20 protein-coding genes are annotated in these 19073 nt (G+C 37.8%); 11 read left to right on the forward strand and 9 right to left on the reverse strand.

Features of this window, described 5'->3' with window-relative positions; translation table 11 throughout:
• Window positions 1-220: 220 nt before the first annotated feature.
• Entirely contained in the window at window positions 221-1138 is a 918-nt protein-coding gene (locus AC1M9N_RS13860; RefSeq protein WP_481954929.1) for a matrixin family metalloprotease, read from the forward strand.
• Between the two features lie 100 nt (window positions 1139-1238).
• Complete coding sequence (locus AC1M9N_RS13865) at window positions 1239-1613, forward strand: hypothetical protein (protein ID WP_035270344.1); 375 nt, start codon at window positions 1239-1241, stop codon at window positions 1611-1613.
• Window positions 1614-1673: 60 nt separating this feature from the next.
• Here the strand turns inward: AC1M9N_RS13865 and AC1M9N_RS13870 are convergent, their stop codons facing one another.
• The 3 genes from AC1M9N_RS13870 to purE all read right to left on the reverse strand — a co-directional run bounded on the left by AC1M9N_RS13870 (window position 1674) and on the right by purE (window position 5265).
• Window positions 1674-2954 (reverse strand): lytic murein transglycosylase, encoded by a 1281-nt coding sequence (locus tag AC1M9N_RS13870; RefSeq protein WP_481609322.1) that lies wholly within the window; start codon window positions 2952-2954, stop codon window positions 1674-1676.
• A gap of 661 nt (window positions 2955-3615) precedes the next feature.
• A complete protein-coding gene (locus AC1M9N_RS13875) occupies window positions 3616-4737 on the reverse strand; it encodes a 5-(carboxyamino)imidazole ribonucleotide synthase (RefSeq protein ID WP_481954930.1) in 1122 nt (373 codons plus the stop codon).
• A gap of 15 nt (window positions 4738-4752) precedes the next feature.
• Complete coding sequence (gene purE, locus AC1M9N_RS13880; protein WP_035270333.1) at window positions 4753-5265, reverse strand: 5-(carboxyamino)imidazole ribonucleotide mutase; 513 nt, start codon at window positions 5263-5265, stop codon at window positions 4753-4755.
• 286 nt (window positions 5266-5551) lie between these two features.
• Between purE and AC1M9N_RS13885 the strand changes: the two genes are divergently transcribed.
• Window positions 5552-6814 (forward strand): DUF2254 domain-containing protein, encoded by a 1263-nt coding sequence (locus tag AC1M9N_RS13885; protein WP_481954931.1) that lies wholly within the window; start codon window positions 5552-5554, stop codon window positions 6812-6814.
• A gap of 16 nt (window positions 6815-6830) precedes the next feature.
• Here AC1M9N_RS13885 and AC1M9N_RS13890 read toward each other — a convergent pair whose 3' ends face one another.
• Window positions 6831-7175 carry a DMT family protein gene (locus AC1M9N_RS13890; protein WP_035270328.1) on the reverse strand — a complete coding sequence of 115 codons (345 nt, stop codon included), beginning with the start codon at window positions 7173-7175 and terminating at the stop codon, window positions 6831-6833.
• 252 nt (window positions 7176-7427) lie between these two features.
• Between AC1M9N_RS13890 and mpl the strand changes: the two genes are divergently transcribed.
• On the forward strand, window positions 7428-8798 hold the full coding sequence (gene mpl / locus AC1M9N_RS13895; protein ID WP_481954932.1) for a UDP-N-acetylmuramate:L-alanyl-gamma-D-glutamyl-meso-diaminopimelate ligase: 1371 nt from the start codon (window positions 7428-7430) through the stop codon (window positions 8796-8798).
• A gap of 33 nt (window positions 8799-8831) precedes the next feature.
• On the opposite strand, the gene AC1M9N_RS13900 is transcribed toward mpl, so the two are convergent.
• Both AC1M9N_RS13900 and AC1M9N_RS13905 read right to left on the reverse strand, forming a co-directional pair.
• Window positions 8832-9119 (reverse strand): GNAT family N-acetyltransferase, encoded by a 288-nt coding sequence (locus AC1M9N_RS13900; protein WP_035268576.1) that lies wholly within the window; start codon window positions 9117-9119, stop codon window positions 8832-8834.
• A gap of 21 nt (window positions 9120-9140) precedes the next feature.
• Window positions 9141-9428 (reverse strand): GNAT family N-acetyltransferase, encoded by a 288-nt coding sequence (locus AC1M9N_RS13905; RefSeq protein ID WP_035268578.1) that lies wholly within the window; start codon window positions 9426-9428, stop codon window positions 9141-9143.
• 636 nt (window positions 9429-10064) lie between these two features.
• Between AC1M9N_RS13905 and AC1M9N_RS13910 the strand changes: the two genes are divergently transcribed.
• Window positions 10065-11027 (forward strand): TerC family protein, encoded by a 963-nt coding sequence (locus AC1M9N_RS13910; protein WP_481588063.1) that lies wholly within the window; start codon window positions 10065-10067, stop codon window positions 11025-11027.
• Window positions 11028-11095: 68 nt separating this feature from the next.
• On the opposite strand, the gene AC1M9N_RS13915 is transcribed toward AC1M9N_RS13910, so the two are convergent.
• Window positions 11096-11659, reverse strand: a complete 564-nt coding sequence (locus tag AC1M9N_RS13915; protein ID WP_180028803.1) for a nucleotidyltransferase family protein — start codon at window positions 11657-11659, stop codon at window positions 11096-11098.
• 163 nt (window positions 11660-11822) lie between these two features.
• Between AC1M9N_RS13915 and AC1M9N_RS13920 the strand changes: the two genes are divergently transcribed.
• The 5 genes from AC1M9N_RS13920 to AC1M9N_RS13940 all read left to right on the forward strand — a co-directional run bounded on the left by AC1M9N_RS13920 (window position 11823) and on the right by AC1M9N_RS13940 (window position 15425).
• Window positions 11823-12878, forward strand: coding sequence for a Rieske 2Fe-2S domain-containing protein (locus AC1M9N_RS13920; protein ID WP_481611132.1), 1056 nt, complete (start codon window positions 11823-11825; stop codon window positions 12876-12878).
• A 52-nt stretch (window positions 12879-12930) separates the two neighbouring features.
• Window positions 12931-14262: a guanine deaminase gene (gene guaD / locus AC1M9N_RS13925; RefSeq protein ID WP_481593978.1), complete on the forward strand. Its 1332-nt coding sequence runs from the start codon at window positions 12931-12933 to the stop codon at window positions 14260-14262.
• The gene (locus tag AC1M9N_RS13930; RefSeq protein WP_257219949.1) at window positions 14228-14359 is read left to right on the forward strand and encodes a hypothetical protein; all 132 of its coding nucleotides are present in this window, start codon (window positions 14228-14230) and stop codon (window positions 14357-14359) included. Before guaD ends, AC1M9N_RS13930 begins: the two co-directional genes overlap by 35 nt.
• A gap of 136 nt (window positions 14360-14495) precedes the next feature.
• Window positions 14496-15023: a hypoxanthine phosphoribosyltransferase gene (hpt, locus tag AC1M9N_RS13935; protein ID WP_035268589.1), complete on the forward strand. Its 528-nt coding sequence runs from the start codon at window positions 14496-14498 to the stop codon at window positions 15021-15023.
• A gap of 150 nt (window positions 15024-15173) precedes the next feature.
• Window positions 15174-15425, forward strand: coding sequence for a GlsB/YeaQ/YmgE family stress response membrane protein (locus tag AC1M9N_RS13940; protein ID WP_035268591.1), 252 nt, complete (start codon window positions 15174-15176; stop codon window positions 15423-15425).
• A 50-nt stretch (window positions 15426-15475) separates the two neighbouring features.
• On the opposite strand, the gene AC1M9N_RS13945 is transcribed toward AC1M9N_RS13940, so the two are convergent.
• Window positions 15476-16177, reverse strand: coding sequence for a DsbC family protein (locus AC1M9N_RS13945; RefSeq protein ID WP_481954933.1), 702 nt, complete (start codon window positions 16175-16177; stop codon window positions 15476-15478).
• A 217-nt stretch (window positions 16178-16394) separates the two neighbouring features.
• On the opposite strand from AC1M9N_RS13945, the gene AC1M9N_RS13950 reads away from it, so the two are divergent.
• Entirely contained in the window at window positions 16395-17588 is a 1194-nt protein-coding gene (locus tag AC1M9N_RS13950) for an MFS transporter (protein ID WP_481589596.1), read from the forward strand.
• Between the two features lie 47 nt (window positions 17589-17635).
• On the opposite strand, the gene mnmE is transcribed toward AC1M9N_RS13950, so the two are convergent.
• On the reverse strand, window positions 17636-19000 hold the full coding sequence (mnmE, locus tag AC1M9N_RS13955) for a tRNA uridine-5-carboxymethylaminomethyl(34) synthesis GTPase MnmE (protein WP_481590912.1): 1365 nt from the start codon (window positions 18998-19000) through the stop codon (window positions 17636-17638).
• Between the last annotated feature and the right edge of the window lie 73 nt (window positions 19001-19073).

A 19073-nucleotide genomic window follows, 5' to 3' on the forward strand; every position in this document is an offset into this window, starting at 1 on the left:
CACTTATTTTCAACGGGTGTTGCTTTTTTCGACTAAAAAGATGAAAAACATGAATTTTCACTCGTTTTTTAATCATTATTCATATTTATTTTCATCATTCATTTAAATTTTACGAATAATTTTCATTTTTATACACACTGGAGCTCATATATTTTGATGTTTTATTTTCCAAAATGTTTTTTTAGGCTACATTGAATAAAAATTAAGTTGAATTGCTCGCATGATGCGCTCCATTATTCTCATCTTTTCCTTTTTATGCGTTGCATATTTTGCTGTACAACGTTTTATTCATCCTCAATTAAATCACAATTCAACTTTAGATCGGCTTCAACACCCCATTGATCAACGCCTAAGATATCGTATTGGGTTTATTGACCCAAGATTTCAACTTGATACAGAGGCATTACGCCAAATACTTCAAGAGGCAGCGAATATCTGGGAAAATCAAACTCAACAAAAGTATTTCGTTTACGACCCCAATGCTCGTCTTACAATTAATCTCATTTTTGATGAACGTCAAAATGAATCCAATTATAGAAAGCATACGCTAAAGCAATTTGAAAATAGCAAATCATTAGCCGACCAAATGAGATTACAGCTAGAGCAAGAATCACAACAACTTGAATTTTTAAAACAGCAAATTGAACAGCAGCAACACAACTATAGTAATGATCTAGATCAACATAATAATTTCGTCCACCACATTAATGGCTTAAACACATCTATTACAGATTCACAACTTCAGCAGATCAATAACTCTAAGACACGGCTCACACAGCAGAAGCTTGGGATTGAAAGCAATATTGAACGATTTAACATCTTACGAACAGAACTCAACGATAAAGTTGAAAAATTCAACCAATCCCAACACCAACAACGTAAAGCTATTAATGAGTTTAACCAAGTTTTTCAAGCCAAAATGTTCCACAAAGGCGAGTTTAATGGTCGTGAAATCAATATTTATGAATTTCAATCTATAGATGAGCTTCGAATCACATTAGCTCACGAATTTGGCCATGCATTAGGTCTTCAGCATACTAATGACCCCAATGCCTTAATGTATCCAATTCTAGAAAAGCAGAATTTCTCCAATTTTAAATTGACTACTGCCGACCTCGAACTGCTAAAAAGTCGATAAAATCAGCGCCACAGCTCAATCCCATAATTAAATTACGGATTTAATTGAATAGTTTTGAATTCGTGTTAAGGTATTTTAAAATTAATCAGAGGAGAGAGACGTGAGTTATTATCATATTATTCTTGAGGTAAATGATCATATCAGCACGATCGAGGAAACTCGTGATATTGAAATATTTGATATTGTCGAACTTCAACCTTATCTCTACTCAATTTTACTGCCATATTTCAATAAACAACTCATCGAACTCGATGATGAGAACATTAAATTCGAAGACGTCTTACATATTCAAATTAAGCAAACATTATTACCTATTCAAGATTTAATTGAAGAGGAACAACGCCAGCTTCCAAGCGATACAGATGTCACCATTACAGCTTATGAAATTTTTAACGATCGAGAATTAAGTCAAGATGTAACCTTAGTCATTTTTGACTTACTCGATGCTGTTAAAATCGATCGCTCTATTATTTAGAAACATCATCACAAAAAAAAAGGTCAACCTATGTTGACCTTTTTTAATCCGAGAACCTATTTATTGCATCATCAGCTGAGCCTGCTCATTTCTAAATGCACTCAATATCTGCTGTCCCGCTCGACCTGTAGGATTTAAGCCCAATCGGGTTTGCTCTTGACGAATTGCCTGTCGAGTTTTATCCCCAATTAAACCATCAATCGCACCAATATCGTAACCGCGCCGGATTAAATAGCGTTGAATTTCTCGGCGTTCTGCTCTTGATGTACCAGGATCATCAGTCGGCCAAGCTTTTGCAATTTTAGCTTTTCCTTGCAATCGATCTGATAAATGTGCGATTGCCAACGCATAACTTTCTGCTGCGTTATAACTATATATAGCATCAAAATTTTTAAATACTAGAAAGACCGGCCCAGCACTGCCAGCAGGCGCAAGCAACCCAGCTTGAGAAGATGCAGAAAGATTACCCTGAATTAAAGGGGAGCCATCCACTCTATTCAATCCTTGATTGACCCAATAAGACAATGCTTTCTTATTACGTCGCCCCTCACCTACAACTGACATTCCTGCAGGAATCTGCACTTCAAATCCCCAAGGTTGACCAGTTTGCCATCCTCTTTTCTTCAAAAAATTTGCTGTTGAAGCCAAAGCATCTGGAATACTCGAGACTAGATCACGTCGTCCATCACCATCAAAATCTACAGCAAGCTCATCATAGGTTGAAGGCATAAACTGAGTATGACCAAAAGCCCCTGCCCACGATCCTCTCAATTGTTCTTCCCGAACATCACCACGCTGTAAAAGTTTCATGGTGGTAAAAAATTCACCTCTAAAATACGATTGACGGCGCCCCTCACAGCTTAAAGTTCCCAAAGCTTGAAGTAATGGATAGCGTCCAGAAATATCACCATAGTTACTCTCAACTCCCCAAACTGCAACCACCATTTCAGCTGGAATGCCATAAGCCACACTTACACGGTCAAGTGTTTCTCGATGCTGTCGAAGTTTCTGTTGCCCCAATTGAACACGTTCATCATCAACTAAACCTGACAAATAATCCCAAATTGGCGTCGAAAATTCAGGCTGATAATTTAAACGTTCAATCACAGAATAGTCAGGAGTTAAATTCTGCGTGTAACGATCATACGTCGCCGAACTAACCCCTCTAGTGATCGCTTGTGATTTTAAATTTGAGATGCATTGCTGAAAATTAGGAGCGGATGACACAGTTGGCGTCATGGATGGCGAGGCTGTCACAGACTGACCATTAATAATCAACTCAGCATGAGTTTGAGATATCGCTAAAAAAAATGAACCTATCGTGAGTGCAAGCCGTTGCATAAGACCCTGTAATTCTAAAATGTTGGAATTATGTCTTTACCTTAACAGCTCACTCTAAAAATTAAAGCATCGAATCGTAAATTTAAATTCATACTTTCTACTTTTTTAAATTTATTTTGAAAATTTAAATTTAAAAACTTATCCACAACCTGGTTTTAAATTCATTTGTTATTGAATTTAAATTTAAACCGCCACACAATATTTAAATTCAAAAAAACTTATCCACAGTCATCCAATACCAAAAATTAACATAAATCATTGAAAATTATAAATATTAAAATAATTTAATTTACTCAATAGATAAGAATTTAAATATAAATCTTTAAATACATTTTTGAATTCAAACCTCAATAGTAACTTTGAATTCAAAATATCCTGCAAGCCTATTATTTTAAATTTAAAAACTGCGTATGCATTTTATTTGAATTTAAAACCGCTTTGAATTCAAAGTTAAGATGGCTCACATAAGCCATAATCAAACTTATACACAGTTCAAAATATGTGTTCTAATCAGAACTAATAGTATAATTATTATGCAATTTTTTAAAATTTCATCCGACCAATGGCCAGTGATTTTTAAAGAGGCGCAATCATGCCTTAAACAAGATAAATAAAAAAGCGACCACTCGTGTGATCGCTTTTTTTATCAGCAACTTAAAGTTTAGATGGTCATATCTTCACTTAATGCTAATGGGTTTGGTAAAATTTTCGACAACTGACGACAGAGTGTAGTCAATTCTGAGCTATTGATTGGCATTAAGGTAATATGACCAATTTTACGACCTTCACGTTCTGACTTGTTATAAAGGTGCAAATGTGCACCCTCTAAAGCCAATACATCTTCAGTCTTTGGATGCTCACCAATAATGTTCACCAATACCGTTGGACGAATTATCTCAGTTGAACCCAAAGGTAAGCCTGCAACAGCACGGATATGGTTTTCAAACTGAGAGCACACAGCACCTTCAATCGACCAATGACCTGAGTTGTGTACACGTGGCGCCATCTCATTGGCATATAAGCCTTTGTCCGTCACAAATAGCTCAAGCGTCAGCACACCGACATAGTTCAAATGGTTAAGCAAGCGAGTGACGTAATCTTGTGCTACAGGTTGTAGATCTACACTGTTCGGTGCAGGGACAATCGAGTGCGATAAGATACCATTGTGATGGTGGTTCTCAGCCAATGGCCATGTTTTCACATCACCATTCTGACCACGTACTGCAATGATTGACACTTCACGCGAGAAAGTCACAAAACTTTCAGCAATCAATTCACCCGCAGGACCAAGTTCCGCCCATGCTTGATCAATTTGATCCGCAGTGCGTAAGACAAACTGACCTTTACCATCATAACCACCACGTGAAGTTTTTAGTACGATTGGAAGACCAAGTTCAGCGACCGCGTTTTGTAAACTTTCTAGTGATGTCACCGCTTTGTAAGGTGCTACTGGAATATCTAACTCATCAAATAACGCTTTTTCAGACAAGCGATGCTGAGCAATCGCTAAAGCCTGACGCGGGGGATGCAGTTGCTTAGTTTCAGTTAATACATCTACAACTGACAATGGCGTATTTTCAAATTCTAAAGAAAAGACTTCTGCACTATTAATGAAATCCTGTAAGCCATTTTTAGCTTGAGTTGAGATCACTGGACCCAAAGCAGCAGAAGGGCAGTCTGTACTTGCTTCAAAAAAAGTACATTGAATATTTAATGGAAGTGCCGCCTGCGCCATCATTCGACCCAATTGACCGCCACCAAAAATACCGATGGTTTTATCCATAAGATTTCTCTCGAATTAAGCTTGACCAGGAATATTTTTACTCGCAACTTTCTCAGTTTGCGCTAAACGAAAATCGGCTACATTCTTTGCAATATCAGGGCGAGTTAAACCTAAAATTTGTGCCGCCATAATCGCAGCATTGGTCGCACCTGCAGGACCAATTGCCAATGTACCGACAGCAATACCTGCTGGCATTTGTACAATTGAAAGCAATGAATCAACACCATTCAAGATCGAAGATTTAACCGGTACACCTAGAACAGGAAGATCAGTCTTCGCTGCGCACATACCCGGTAAATGCGCTGCACCACCAGCACCCGCAATAATCACTTGGATACCACGATCACGAGCTTGCTCAGCATATTCAAACAAACGATCTGGCGTACGGTGTGCTGAAACAACTTCCGCTTCAAAGGGTACACCAAGCTGATTCAACATATTGGCAGTGTGTTCGAGTGTCGCCCAGTCTGACTGAGAGCCCATGATAATTCCAACGAGAGGAGTGTCTTGTGAAGCGGCCGCATTCATTGCAATGTTTCCAGAGATTAAAGTAAGAGAGATAAATCTCGACGAGAGCCAAGCTTTAATAAGAACTCACTATTATAGACTGAAAATGAATAGGTCTAAAGTTAAGCTGATAAAATAAGGATTAAAAATATATACTTGTTAATAGACATAAAAATGAATTTTATGATTGGTCATTGTTCTGCCTCATCCACCTTAAACATCTGGCTCATTCAAGATAAATTGAAATTGAATTTGGATTAAACTGAACTAAGCCATTCAAATTAAAAAATAAAAAGGAGAATATAGAATGTGGTTTAAACTGAAATTATGGTGGAATAACCCTGCAGAAAATTTATGGTTTACACCAGCACTTGGAGCTTTATTAGCGATTTTTTTCTCTTTATTTGCAACTGCAAGTCGTTATTTTATTCCATCACACGCGGTTCCAAATATCAGTATTGAAACACTAAGTAGCCTACTGGATATCATTGCTTCGAGTATGCTGGCGGTCACTACATTTTCACTTTCGATTATGGTCGCCGCATTTGCTTCAGCTTCATCGAGTGGTACGCCACGTGCTTATAAGCTGATGATGAATGATGATAATACTCGTCTCGCAATTACCAGTTTTATTTCCGCATTTATCTATGCCGTCATCGCAAAAATCGCTTTAGGTTTACAATATTATGGAGTTTCGGGTCGATTTGTCTTATTCGTAAGTACCATTTTGGTTCTTATTTATTTGATTGTGACATTAATTCGCTGGGTACAAACATTGTCTCAGCTTGGCACACTAACCAATGCTATTTCTAAAATTGAAACAGCAGCATCTCAAGCTTTAAGTACATTCCGTACACACCCCAACTTTGGCGCTTCAGGACAAAAACCATTGGGCGAAAGCCAACTCAAAATACACCCAAAACAGACAGGTTATTTTACTCATTTTGATATTGAGTCCTTAAATCTTCTTGCTCAAACTCACAATGCACATATTCATCTTGCTTTTCTTCCTGGGAAATTCGTAGACCCATCACTGGTTCTGATTGAAGTCTTTACGGAAAATCCAATAGATGACGAAGAATTAAAAAATTTAGAACATCAAATTCATGAATACGTGATTATCGAAACGAACCGAAGCTTTTTACAAGACCCAAGATTTGGTTTGTTGGTCATGAGCGAGGTTGGACAAAAAGCGATGTCAGCTGCAATTAATGATGTGGGTTCAGCAATTAGTGCGATCAATGCCTTAACGCGGATTATTATTGATAGTCAACCAGATCCAGAACAGAAAACTTTTAATTTCTCGAATATCAGTGTCGATATGTTTGATATTCGTGAGTTTATTAGCAGTAGCTTTGCACCGATGGCACGGGACTGTATAAGTAATATCGAATTAAATCAAAGAATGATTAAATGCTTATCCATGATTGAAAAAAATGTATCTGAACCGGAACTACGGGAAGCTGCTCATGAAATGGCACATGAAATCTTGGCACGCTGCTTAAAACATTTTGATTTTGAACCTGATCGTCAAAGATTAGTTCGGGAATATGAAAATAACTTTAGTTAATCTTTATCCTTTTGAATCATGGTGTTCTAAATACAAAATAGACACAACCACATAAGCAAAGTGCAGCCCATACATAATCCAATTTGAAAGGCTGTTTAAACATGAAAATCATGAAAGGAACAAACACCAATAGCGTAACGACCTCCTGAGTGATTTTCATTTGTCCCACAGCCCAGCCATTTTGAGCCAGCATCTTGGTTGCAGGAATCATCAAGCTGTATTCGAATAATGCAATGATCCAACTAAATAGAATGGCTTGCCATAAAGGGGCATCATGCGGCAAAAATTTTAAATGACCATACCACGCCAAAGTCATAAAGCAATTTGCTAAAATCAGAAGCAATAAAGGTAAATAAATCATTTAAATCTCAAGTTAAATCGTCCGCGTTATTCTACGATTAAATCATTTCGTTTCATCATACTAGATTAAAAATATTCATATATTTTAGCTCATAAGTTTAAAAATTTATTTCTGCAAAATTTTACGGAATGCCTTCTAATAATCACTATCTTTTCACCAAGACCCTTGTTATCGTTGACATCAAATCAAATAACACATGACAACAGCACCAAAAAGATGTTTGTGTCGAAAAGAGTAGTGGAGTAAATCATCATGCATCTGCATATTTTGGGAATCTGTGGCACCTTTATGGGATCGTTAGCACTGTTAGCTCGAGACCTAGGGCACACAGTGACAGGCTCGGACCAAAATGTGTATCCACCTATGTCGACACAACTTGAAAATGCGGGTATTACCTTAATGCAAGGTTATGACCGTAGTCATTTGCAACCACACCCAGATTTAGTGATCGTTGGTAATGCCATGAAACGTGGAATTGACGCCGTTGAATACATGCTAAATCAGGGTTTACCCTATATCTCTGGACCACAGTTCCTTGCCGACCATGTGCTACAAGGTAAACATGTATTAGGGGTTGCTGGTACACACGGAAAAACAACCACTACCACGATGTTAGCTTGGGTATTAGATCAAGCGGGCTTGGAACCGGGCTTTTTAATTGGTGGTGTACCACTTGGATTTAAAGAAAGTGCTCGTCTAGGCGGAGGTCAATATTTCTGTGTAGAAGCAGATGAATACGACTCTGCCTTCTTTGATAAACGATCTAAATTTGTTCATTACCATCCAAAGACAGCTATTCTGAATAATCTTGAATTTGATCATGCAGATATCTTTGATGATCTCGCTGCCATTCAAAAACAATTTCATCATTTGGTTCGTACTATTCCAAGTGAAGGCCGTATCATCGCACCAATCACTGAATCAAATATTGATGAAGTTTTGTCACAAGGCTGTTGGACACCGATCGTCCGTACATCGCTTGAATCTCATGATCAAGCAACTATCTCTGCAAACCAACTTTCTGCAGATGGTACTCATTTCCAAGTCTTAAAAGACAGCGAAGTAAAAGGTACAGTCCAATGGTCGATGACAGGTCAACACTCCGTTGCAAATGCTTTAGCAACCATTGCAGCTGCAGAGCATGTAGGTGTTTCCATTGAAACTGCATGCGAAGCATTATCGAATTTTGGTGGTGTAAAACGCCGTATGGAGCTCCTCGATACCATTCGAGGTATTGAAGTTTTCGATGATTTTGCTCATCACCCAACAGCAATTGACACAACACTGGATGGTGCTCGTAAACGACTAGGCGAACGTAAACTATGGGCGATTATTGAGCCGCGCTCAAATACGATGCGAATGGGAAGCCACAAAGATGGTTTAGCATATTCTGCTCGATTGGCAGATGAAGTGATTTGGTATCAACCTGAGGGTTTAGATTGGGATCTACAACCTGTTGTTGAAGCTGCTCCGAATAAAGCTGTGGTAGCGCGTACTTTAGAAGAGATCATCCGAAATGTCGTGAATGAAGCAGGCGAGGGGGATGCCGTTGTGATCATGTCAAACGGTGGATTTGGTGGTTTGCATCAAAAACTCATTCAAGCACTCAAAGCAAAAGAATAAATAAAAAAGCCCGCTCAGCGGGCTTTTTTATATTTAAGCGATAACGTCATGATATTCATTATGAAAACGCTTAAACATGACAACCACATAAGAGCAAGTTGGAACAATTTTTAATTTTTCTGTACGAGCAAATTCTACAAGTCGATCTAACAATAACTTTGCAGTTCCTTGTCCACGTAAACGATCATCGACCCAAGTATGATCCGCTATAATGATCTGTGGAGTTTGGTAACGATAGCTGATTTCTGCAATTCTTGATTGATCTGCGTCCGTGAGATAAAACTCACCGCCTTTCACACTATCGATATGTTCAAACTGCATATGACCGCTCACTGTATGATTTTATTTAAACAGAACATCATGGATTGCTTCATCTTTGTTGAAAACAGATTTAGCAAATGGACAAAGCGGTAGGATTTTAACATTCTTTTGACGAGCTAATTCCACCGCACGGTCAACAAGTTGACGTCCCACGTTTTGCCCTCTTAATGAATCATCAACCCAAGTATGATCAATAATAAATTTATCTTCACCTGCCCATGAATAAGTCATTTCAGCTAAATGATGGCCATCTTCACCAATAAAAAACTCACCTTTTGATCCATTTTCTTGATGTTTAATTTCTAACATTATCATTATCCTATCATTCGTTATTAAATATAGATTAGAACGACATATTTACATAACACTATGAAAAAATGGGACAAACTTGTCTATCAATTACAAATTCAAAACTTTAATTTATTTTAAAAAAAGAAATATTATAAAAAACAAAAATATATATTGTCAGTCATAATCATTAAATGTTATTTTTTTAATACATAAATGTATTATTATTGTTAAAACATTAATGAGTAAATGAAATGGATATCTATTTAATATCAATTGTAGTATTGATCATCATTGCAATAATCTTATTAATTTCAATTTTTAAAGACAAATTTAATAACCCATTTAAATAATTTGCACACAACTTATAAGTGTGTCATCCTTTGTGCACTCGAAATCAAATGAAACGATTTCAACGTAATTTATTATCAAATTTGAACAAGGGGAGTAGCCTCCTCCAACAGTACTTAAATACTGTGTCAGAATATCGTCATTACACTTTGAAAGAAGTCGGTATCTGAGCATCATTTCGATTATCTAAAATGCATAATCAAAATGGTGTAGGCAAGACCTTGATCATGTTGTTTCAGAATTATTATCTGGCAACTGGTCGAGGTTTTTTTATGCCAAAATCAATTGCCAGTATTGGAGATCACTATGGAAACCATAGGCAATATTTGGCTTTATGTCATTTTTTTTGGCATCGTCACGATTATGCTCTTAATTGACTTTCTAGGTTTTAAACAAAAAGAAGGTCAAGAAGTTAAAGTTAAAACTGCTGCTTATTGGAGTATTGCATGGGTCACTGTCGCAACACTTTTTGGTGGTGGACTATGGCTATATCTAGAAAATACCGCTGGTATAAACGTAGCCAATACGAAAGTTATGGAATATTTTGCCGGCTATTTACTGGAAAAGTCACTCGCAATTGATAACGTCTTTGTGTGGCTAATGATTTTTGCTGCATTCGCTATACCTCCTGCACTTCAACGTCAATTACTCCTTTATGGTGTATTGGGCGCTATTATTCTCAGAACAATTTTTATTTTTATCGGTGCGTGGTTCGTTCAGGAATTTTCGTGGATCCTCTATATCTTCGGTGCTTTCCTTGTATACACTGGATTTAAATTCCTTAAAGGACAAGAGGATGATCCAAATATTGAAGATATGGCCATTCTGAAATGGCTACGTAAACACATGCGAATTACTCCACAGTTGGAAGGAAATAAGTTTTTCGTAAGGCAAAATGGCGTTCTATGGGCAACCCCATTATTTTTAGTGCTAATTTTAGTCGAGGCATCTGATGTTATTTTTGCAGTCGATTCTATTCCAGCGATTTTTGCGGTCACCACTGATCCTTTTATCGTCCTTACAGCTAACTTGATGGCTATCCTCGGTCTACGGGCTATGTTTTTCTTACTGTCTGGAGCCGCTTCAAAAATGCATTATTTGCCTTATGGACTTGGGGCTATTTTAATTTTTATCGGTTTCAAAATGCTTATGCTTGACGTATTCCATATGCCAATTTGGATCTCATTAAGTTTTATCGTGATTGCCCTTTCAATTACAGCATGGCTTTCAATTCGTTATAGTAAAAAACATCATCAAACGACCTTATAAGGTCAAACTTTGTTGGATTCAATAAAGCCTTCATCTGAAGGCTTTATTTATATCATTAGATGAGCCATCTAATTCACAATGCTTAACTTAGGCCATCGTTCCAAAAAACATTTTGACTTAACCCTATGTTCAAAGACTCCACGTGAAACCAAACGATTATTCCACCTTAATTTTAAAGTAAATAAATCTTCAAGCCCCAAAGGGGCGAGGATTTCAATATGATTATTCTCCATTAATTTGATAGCGATTGCGGTTGCCGTTTCTGGCCAAAAACTCATAGCATGATGTACTGAAGTATATGGATCAATTTGAGCACCTTCATCAGTTCTGTACCAATGATGTACCAGAGCTTGATTTGTAATGTCCCAATGAATATTAGGATATCTATGTTGAAGTGCACCCTTTAAATAATTTCGTCTCTCATCCATTTTTTCTGAAGGATCAAAATAAATGACATCAATTTCAGTTTCAAAAATGGAATAATTTTGATTATGTAAATAAGACCAGATCCAATTTCGAATCAAGCCCGCACTAAAATAGGCCGCACTATCAATCTGCCGTAAACACTGTAAAAGTTCATAGATATCTGCATTAGATCGTATTAAATGGCTTAACTTCTCATATAAGTCCATGGGTGAATTCACTTTATATATTTTGATTAGAATTTAATATTTCCACTCAGCTCTCCAATTTTAAATGTTAAGAGACGGTTGGCAAAGATCTTGCATCATCTCCAAAGAAAAAAGCTCAGTAAATTTAGCGCAGCTCTTCGGAGCTCTTTTTTAGGAAATGACGATGAATATGATTCCCGCATTAAATCCACTCAGTGCACCTTGCCAATGTAGTTTCGACTTACAAGATTGGGAAATTCTCGCGCAATATTGGTATCCAGTGGCTCGTATTCAAGATGTTTCAACCACACCACATCAGGTCACTTTACTTGATGTAAAAATGGCGATTTACCAAACTGACAATGGGGAAATTCGATTAGTGCGTGATATCTGCCCTCATCGTGGTGTACCTCTAAGTAAAGGATGGGTAGAGGGTGAAGAAATTATTTGCCGATATCACGGTCTAAGATTCGACCTTGCAGGGAAGTGTACAAAAATTCCTGCTCAACCTGATTTAACTAAGATATCTGACCGTTTTAGTTTAACCCAATTTCCAGTAATTTTGAGATATGGACTGGTCTGGACTAGCTTGCATGGACGTGATTTTCAACACAATAATATTCCCCAACTTGACACTTGGGATCATCCTGATCATCAGTCTATTTTACCTCCATATGTTGATATTGCAGGCTCAGCAGGTCGTCAACTCGAAGGATTCATTGATGTAGCTCACTTTGCATGGGTGCATCAAGAAGCTTTTGCAGATCGAAACAACCCAGTTGTACCGAAATACCATACTGAGAGAACAGACTATGGTTTAAAAACAATTTATATTAGTGGTGTCAGTAATTACCCGCATGCTTTGAAACACCTAGAGCCAGAAGGTTTTGAGTGGAAAAGAACTTTTGATATTTACCCACCATTTTCAGCGATATTAACTGTAGATTTTCCAGACAATGGGATTTTAAAAATCTTGAATGCGTGTTGTCCTGTATCGGTCAATCAAACCAGATTATTTGTTCCTTTGACGCGTAATTTTGATCAGACTGGAGATTTACAAGCAGTCTATGATTTTAATGCCCAAATTTTTGCCGAAGACCAAGATATCGTAGAATCGCAAAAACCTGAAGAATTACCACTTGATTTAATGATGGAAGCGCATTTTGAGGCTGATCGATCTTCGACTACTTATCGTCGTATTCTCGCAGAGTGGGGGCTCAGCAAACGATATACAGTTTAATTAAGATAGATCAGTTACAATCAATCGAAAAAATTAAAAGTGTAGGTTTTAAATGTCTTCTGTAGTTGCATCGACGGCGATTCGCGGTCGCTTCCTAGATATTCAGAATACGGTTGCCCAAGCGCGTGAAATTCACGACCAAGTGCGTTACGTAGAAGATGGTTTATTGATTACTCAAGCGGGTAAAATTCAATGGTTTGGTCGTTGGGAAGATGGGCAACAACAGCTCCGTCAGCTTGAATCCTCTATCCAAGTTGAGCATTACCCAGATCAACTGATTGTTCCTGGTTTTATCGATACGCATATTCACTTTCCTCAAACTGAAATGGTAGGTGCGTATGGCGAACAATTACTCGAATGGCTGAACACTTATACCTTTCCTACAGAAATCCAATTTCAAGACAAAGCTTATGCAGACCAAATTGCACACTTTTTTGTCAATGAGCTGCTGAAAAATGGCACAACGACTGCATTGGTTTTTTGTACAGTTCATAAAGAATCTGTTGATGCACTATTTGAAGCGGCAGAACAATACCAGATGCGTTTGATTGCAGGCAAAGTATTGATGGATCGTCATGCACCTGAAACACTGATAGACACCGCTGAAAATGCTTATACAGATAGCAAAGAATTGATTGAGAAATGGCATGGTAAAGGTCGAAACCTTTATGCCATTACGCCTCGCTTTGCGCCTACCTCTACACCAGAACAATTAAAAAGAGCAGGGCAGTTAAAAACTGAATATCCTGATGTATATATTCATACTCATTTGAGTGAAAACACCAATGAAATCGCTTGGGTGAAAGAGCTTTTTCCTGAGCAAAATGGCTATTTAGATGTGTATCACCACTATGGATTAACAGGCAATAAATCTGTTTTCGCTCACTGCGTTCATTTAGAAGAGCATGAATGGGATTGTATGCATCAAACAAACTCTGCAATCGCCTTCTGCCCGACTTCAAACCTCTTTCTAGGAAGTGGATTGTTTCCATTGAAAAAAACCTGGGATAAACAAGTCAAAGTCGGTCTTGGCACAGACATCGGTGCGGGGACTTCATTTAATCAGCTTCAAACGTTGAATGAAGCCTATAAAGTTCAACAACTCCAAGGCGACAAATTATCTGCATTTGAATCGCTTTATCATGCGACCCTAGGTGGAGCAAAAGCATTAGCGCTCGAGGATAAACTTGGTAACTTTAATATTGGAAAAGAAGCGGATTTTGTTGTATTAAATTTGAATGCCACTGCATTACAAACATTAAGACAACAACGCGCTAAAAATATTGAAGATGCACTTTTCGCATTGTTTACCATGGGTGATGATCGAAATATTGAGGCGACTTATATTTATGGACAAAAAGCATATCAACAATCAGCATCCTAATGCTCAGACTCAACCACAACACCCAATTAAAAAATATGTGTTGATTGGTGCTGTATTCTTAGTTTGTGCTGTCGTGCTTAAACGTGATGCGCATTAAAAAACCATTAGGTTACATTTCGTTTTTTTAAAAAGGGTGCAACATTCTGGGATATGTTTTAAAATTGAAGCATATTTCAGGTGTTGCAGGTCAACACCTTTTTTAATTTTAGAATTGTTGTTTTAGGTATCTACCCATGACCATTGACATGAAAGTGTTGATTTCCGCTGAAGAAATTCAAGCGAAAGTTAATGAACTTGGTAATCAAATTAATGCTCACTATGCAAATAGTGATCGAGAATTGGTTCTTGTAGGCTTACTTCGCGGTTCAGTGATTTTCATGGCAGACCTATGCCGCACCATTGAAAAACCACACGAACTCGACTTTATGACAGTTTCAAGTTACGGCAGTGGAACGACTTCTAGTCGTGATGTTAAAATTCTAAAAGACCTTGATGGTGAAATTCGTGGTAAAGATGTTCTTGTCGTAGAGGACATCATCGATTCAGGCAATACGCTGAGTAAAGTGGTAGAAATCCTTGAAACTCGTGAGCCAAACTCTATCAAACTTTGCACGCTGATCAGTAAGCCTTCTCGAAGAGAGATCGACTTGGAAGTAGAGTTTCTAGGATTTGAAGTTGAAGATAAATTTATCGTAGGTTATGGACTAGATTACGATCAAAAATACCGTCATATTCCATTCATTGGTGAAATCGGTCTGTAATGTTTTTTTAAGAAAGTGGCATATGCCACTTTTTTTATAAACAACAAAATAACAACAACATGTAGCGTGATTCTTCTTTTCAAACATCAATACATAATCAACTATATTTGAGCGACACAATAAAAATTCATGATAAAAAGGAGAACAAGTATGTTTTCACTTATTGGAGCTATTCTTATCGGTTTTATAGCAGGTTTAATTGCTCGCGCAATTCATCCTGGTGACGATAAAGCAGGTTTCATTGTCACGACGTTATTAGGTATTGCTGGTTCATTACTTGCTACATATGGTGGACGCCTTCTTAATATTTATCCCGAAGGTTCATCGGCAGGTTTTATTGCTTCAGTCATAGGCGCAATTATCGTTCTGTTTATTTATAACCTCGTTACCAAAAAATCTTAATCAAAAAAAGCACCTTGTTAAGGTGCTTTTTCATTCCTATGACCTAGATTTTACAAGTTCAGCTCTTTCCAAATTTTTTCAATTTCTGAAGCTGGATAAGCGCCTGTTACCCTAAATCCATTTTCAAAAATAATTGCTGGCGTTCCTTGAACACCTAGACGACGTCCAAGTTCCAAATTTCGTTCAATAGGGTTTGAACAATCAGCTTGGGCTATTGGTTGTTGATTCTTTTGTAAAAGGGCATTCCATGCAAACTCACGGTTTGCGGAGCACCAAACTTGTTTAGAGGGCTGGATCGATTGAGATTTAATTGGATACATAAACGTATAAATTGTCACATCTTTTAACTGGCTTAAATTATTTTCAAGCGTCTTACAATATGGGCAATTTGGGTCAGAAAAGATCGCGAGCTGACGCTTACCATTCCCCCTTACAGTCTTAATGGAATCTTGAAGTGGAAGTTGTTTAAAGTCGACTGAATTATGTTTCAGCACCAAATCACGTGTTAGATTTTTTTGATCTTCGATACGAATCATTGACCCAAAGAATAAATGCTTAGCTTCTTCATCAATATAAATAATCTGATTGTCTAAAGATCCGCTATAGAAACCTTTCATGTCAGTTTTTTGTAAATTTTGAATATTCAATTTTGGATGTTGCGTTTTAATTTTCTGCTGAAGCAATTCAATATTCGCAAAGCTAGAACTTGTAGACAGTGCAAGTAAAGCACTGATTAAAATTTTTTTATACATAAGTTGAGCATATGTTTGATGGATATTATTGCTTATTCTAATCTTCTACTTTCTACAAAGATCAGTTTTTATGTAATTTTAAACCTCATAAATTGTTTCACGTGAAACCAAATATGACAGTTGAATTTTAACTGATTGAAGATAATTGACTCATGCTTAACAGCCGACATAGACTAATGAATCATCGTATCAGCACTGCTGTTCTATAAGACAAATAATGAATGAAAACCAATCGTGGCGAGATTTTATTCTCGTAAGTATCGCACTCTGTATCGGCACCATTGGAACAGCGCTTGCTAGCCCACTTTATCCAATTTACCAAGAATTATGGGGGTTAAACCCGAGCGATATCACCTTTATTTTCGTTTCCTACATGCTAGGGTGCCTGACCACCTTACTGTTTTTGGGCAGAACCAGTAATACCATTGGTTATGTAAAAACTATGCAACTTGGGCTCATTTTTATCACCATTGGCTTGTTAATGTCTATCTTTGCGAGCGATGTCATGTCTCTCTCATGGGGAAGATTTATCATTGGTATCGCATCTGGATTGATGACAACATCTGCTCTTATTGGGCTTATTCAAACTGTTCCAACTTCCCATAAACAAATTGCACCACAATTAAGCTCAATCATTACTGCTGTTGGATTTGGTTTAGGTCCTTTATTTGGGGGATTTTTTGCTGAATTTTTTGCATATCCTTTGGTAATACCTTATGTACCCATTGTGATAGGTTCAATATTTTGCTTCTTTAGTCTATTTACACTCAAACCTATACCTTTTGATGTGCAAAAATTTAATTTTGCTCCCAAATTATTAACACCACAATCACATGATCGCACTCAATTTTTTATACTGAGCTTGACTGCATTTGCTGTTTTTGCAGGATTTAGTTTATACGCCTCACTATCTCCTTCATTTGTTAAAGACATTTTGCCTTGGCACGGTCCACTGATTAGTGGTTCTGCCATTACTGTCATTTTACTGATTTCAGCTGCGACACAATTTTTTTCAAGATCAATCAAACCGCAATCCAGCCTATTACTCGGTATCATGACTTGCTTCATGAGCGTGATCGCTTTATTCCTCTGTATGGAGTTTAAAATTAGCTGGTTATTTTTCCTAAGCGATGGTCTGTTTGGGATTGGACATGGCTTAGCTTTACTTGGGGCTTTCGGACTTATTCATCACATGACCACACCTCACAATCGAGCCGCCGTCATGTCTACTTATCTCTTTATCGGCTATCTCGGAACGATTCTACCCATCCTAGCAGTAGGATATTTAGCTGACCATTTTGGGCTTACAAATGCAGTGATTTGGTTCTGTATTGCAATTTCAATCTTACTGATTGTTTTATTCATAAAGCAGATGAGGGTTAAGCCAAGCAAGTTACCTTTAGCCAATTAACCAAAAAGCCCATTACTGGGCTTTTTAAACCACAGATAAAAACTCGTTTACTTCCCGATACAGAAAGAGCCAAAGATTTTTCCGAGTAAATCATCCGCACTAAAATCACCAGTAATTTCACCTAATGCATTCTGTGCGAGACGTAACGATTCTGCGACAAGCTCTCCTGCATGGTAAACAACAAGTTGTTCACGAGCTTCCGCAAGATAAGATTGAGTGCGCTTCATTGCGTCTAGGTGGCGTGTTCTTGCAATAAAGGTATCTTCTTCAGGCTGAAAGCCTGCATGTGCTGTAATCGCATCTACAAGCGATTGAACACCCATTTCTTGCTTGGCTGAGACCGTAATGTGTCTAAAGCCTTGGAGATCAGCAACTTTAGCTTCACTATCTACTAAATCACATTTGTTAGCGATTAAAATTAAGCGTTTAGGATCGATATAATTAGCAAAGTAAGTATCTGCCAAATGCATCGGATCTTCACCTTGACTCAAATCGTAAACCAAGAGTAGGAGATCAGCATTTTCTATTTCTTTAATCGCTCGACGAATACCTTCCTTCTCAACAATATCTCCCGTTTCACGCAGCCCTGCTGTATCCGTCAGGGTAATTGGCAAACCATTTAGGCTTATTTTCTCATGTAGTACATCACGCGTTGTACCTGCAATGTCCGTTACAATCGCGCGCTCAACACCAGCCAATGCATTCAATAAACTCGATTTACCTGCATTGGGTTTCCCTGCAATCACCACTTGTAAACCTTCACGCAGAAGTTGACCTTGGCGTGCTGATTGTTGTACTGCACCCACTGATGCTTGCACATCTTCCAATAACGCTAAAATTTTTCCATCTGCAAGAAAATCAATTTCCTCTTCAGGAAAATCAATCGCCGCCTCAACATGTAATCGTAAGTGAATGAGTTTTTCTAATACTGTATTTACTTTGGCCGAAAATGCGCCTTGCAATGAACGTACTGCAGAACGAGCAGCTGCTTGTGAAGTAGCATCAATTAAATCAGCAATTGATTCGGCTTGGACTAAATCCATTTTTCCATTTTCAAAAGCGCGCATTGAAAACTCACCCGCTTTTGCTGCAATTGCGCCTAACTCTAACAGTCGGCCCAATAATGTATTTTGAATCACCGGTCCACCATGACCTTGTAACTCAACTACATCTTCACCCGTAAAAGAATTCGGATTTGGAAAACAAATGACCAAACCCTCATCCATGACTTGCCCATTCGCATCAAGAAATTGACGAAATGCAGCATAACGAGCAGGACCGAGTGCCTTACCAGTTAAAGCCTCTGCTATGGCATATGCCTTAGGACCAGACAGTCGAATTACACCTACACCTCCACGACCTGGCGGTGTTGCAATCGCAGCAATAGTGGTTTGATGTTGTAGGTTCGTCATTGAAATGATCTCAAAGCAAGGCAAAAAAAATCCGCCTAAGGATATCACCTTAAGCGGATCGATTCAGCTACTA

This window comes from Acinetobacter sp. ANC_7655 (genome assembly GCF_056784015.1).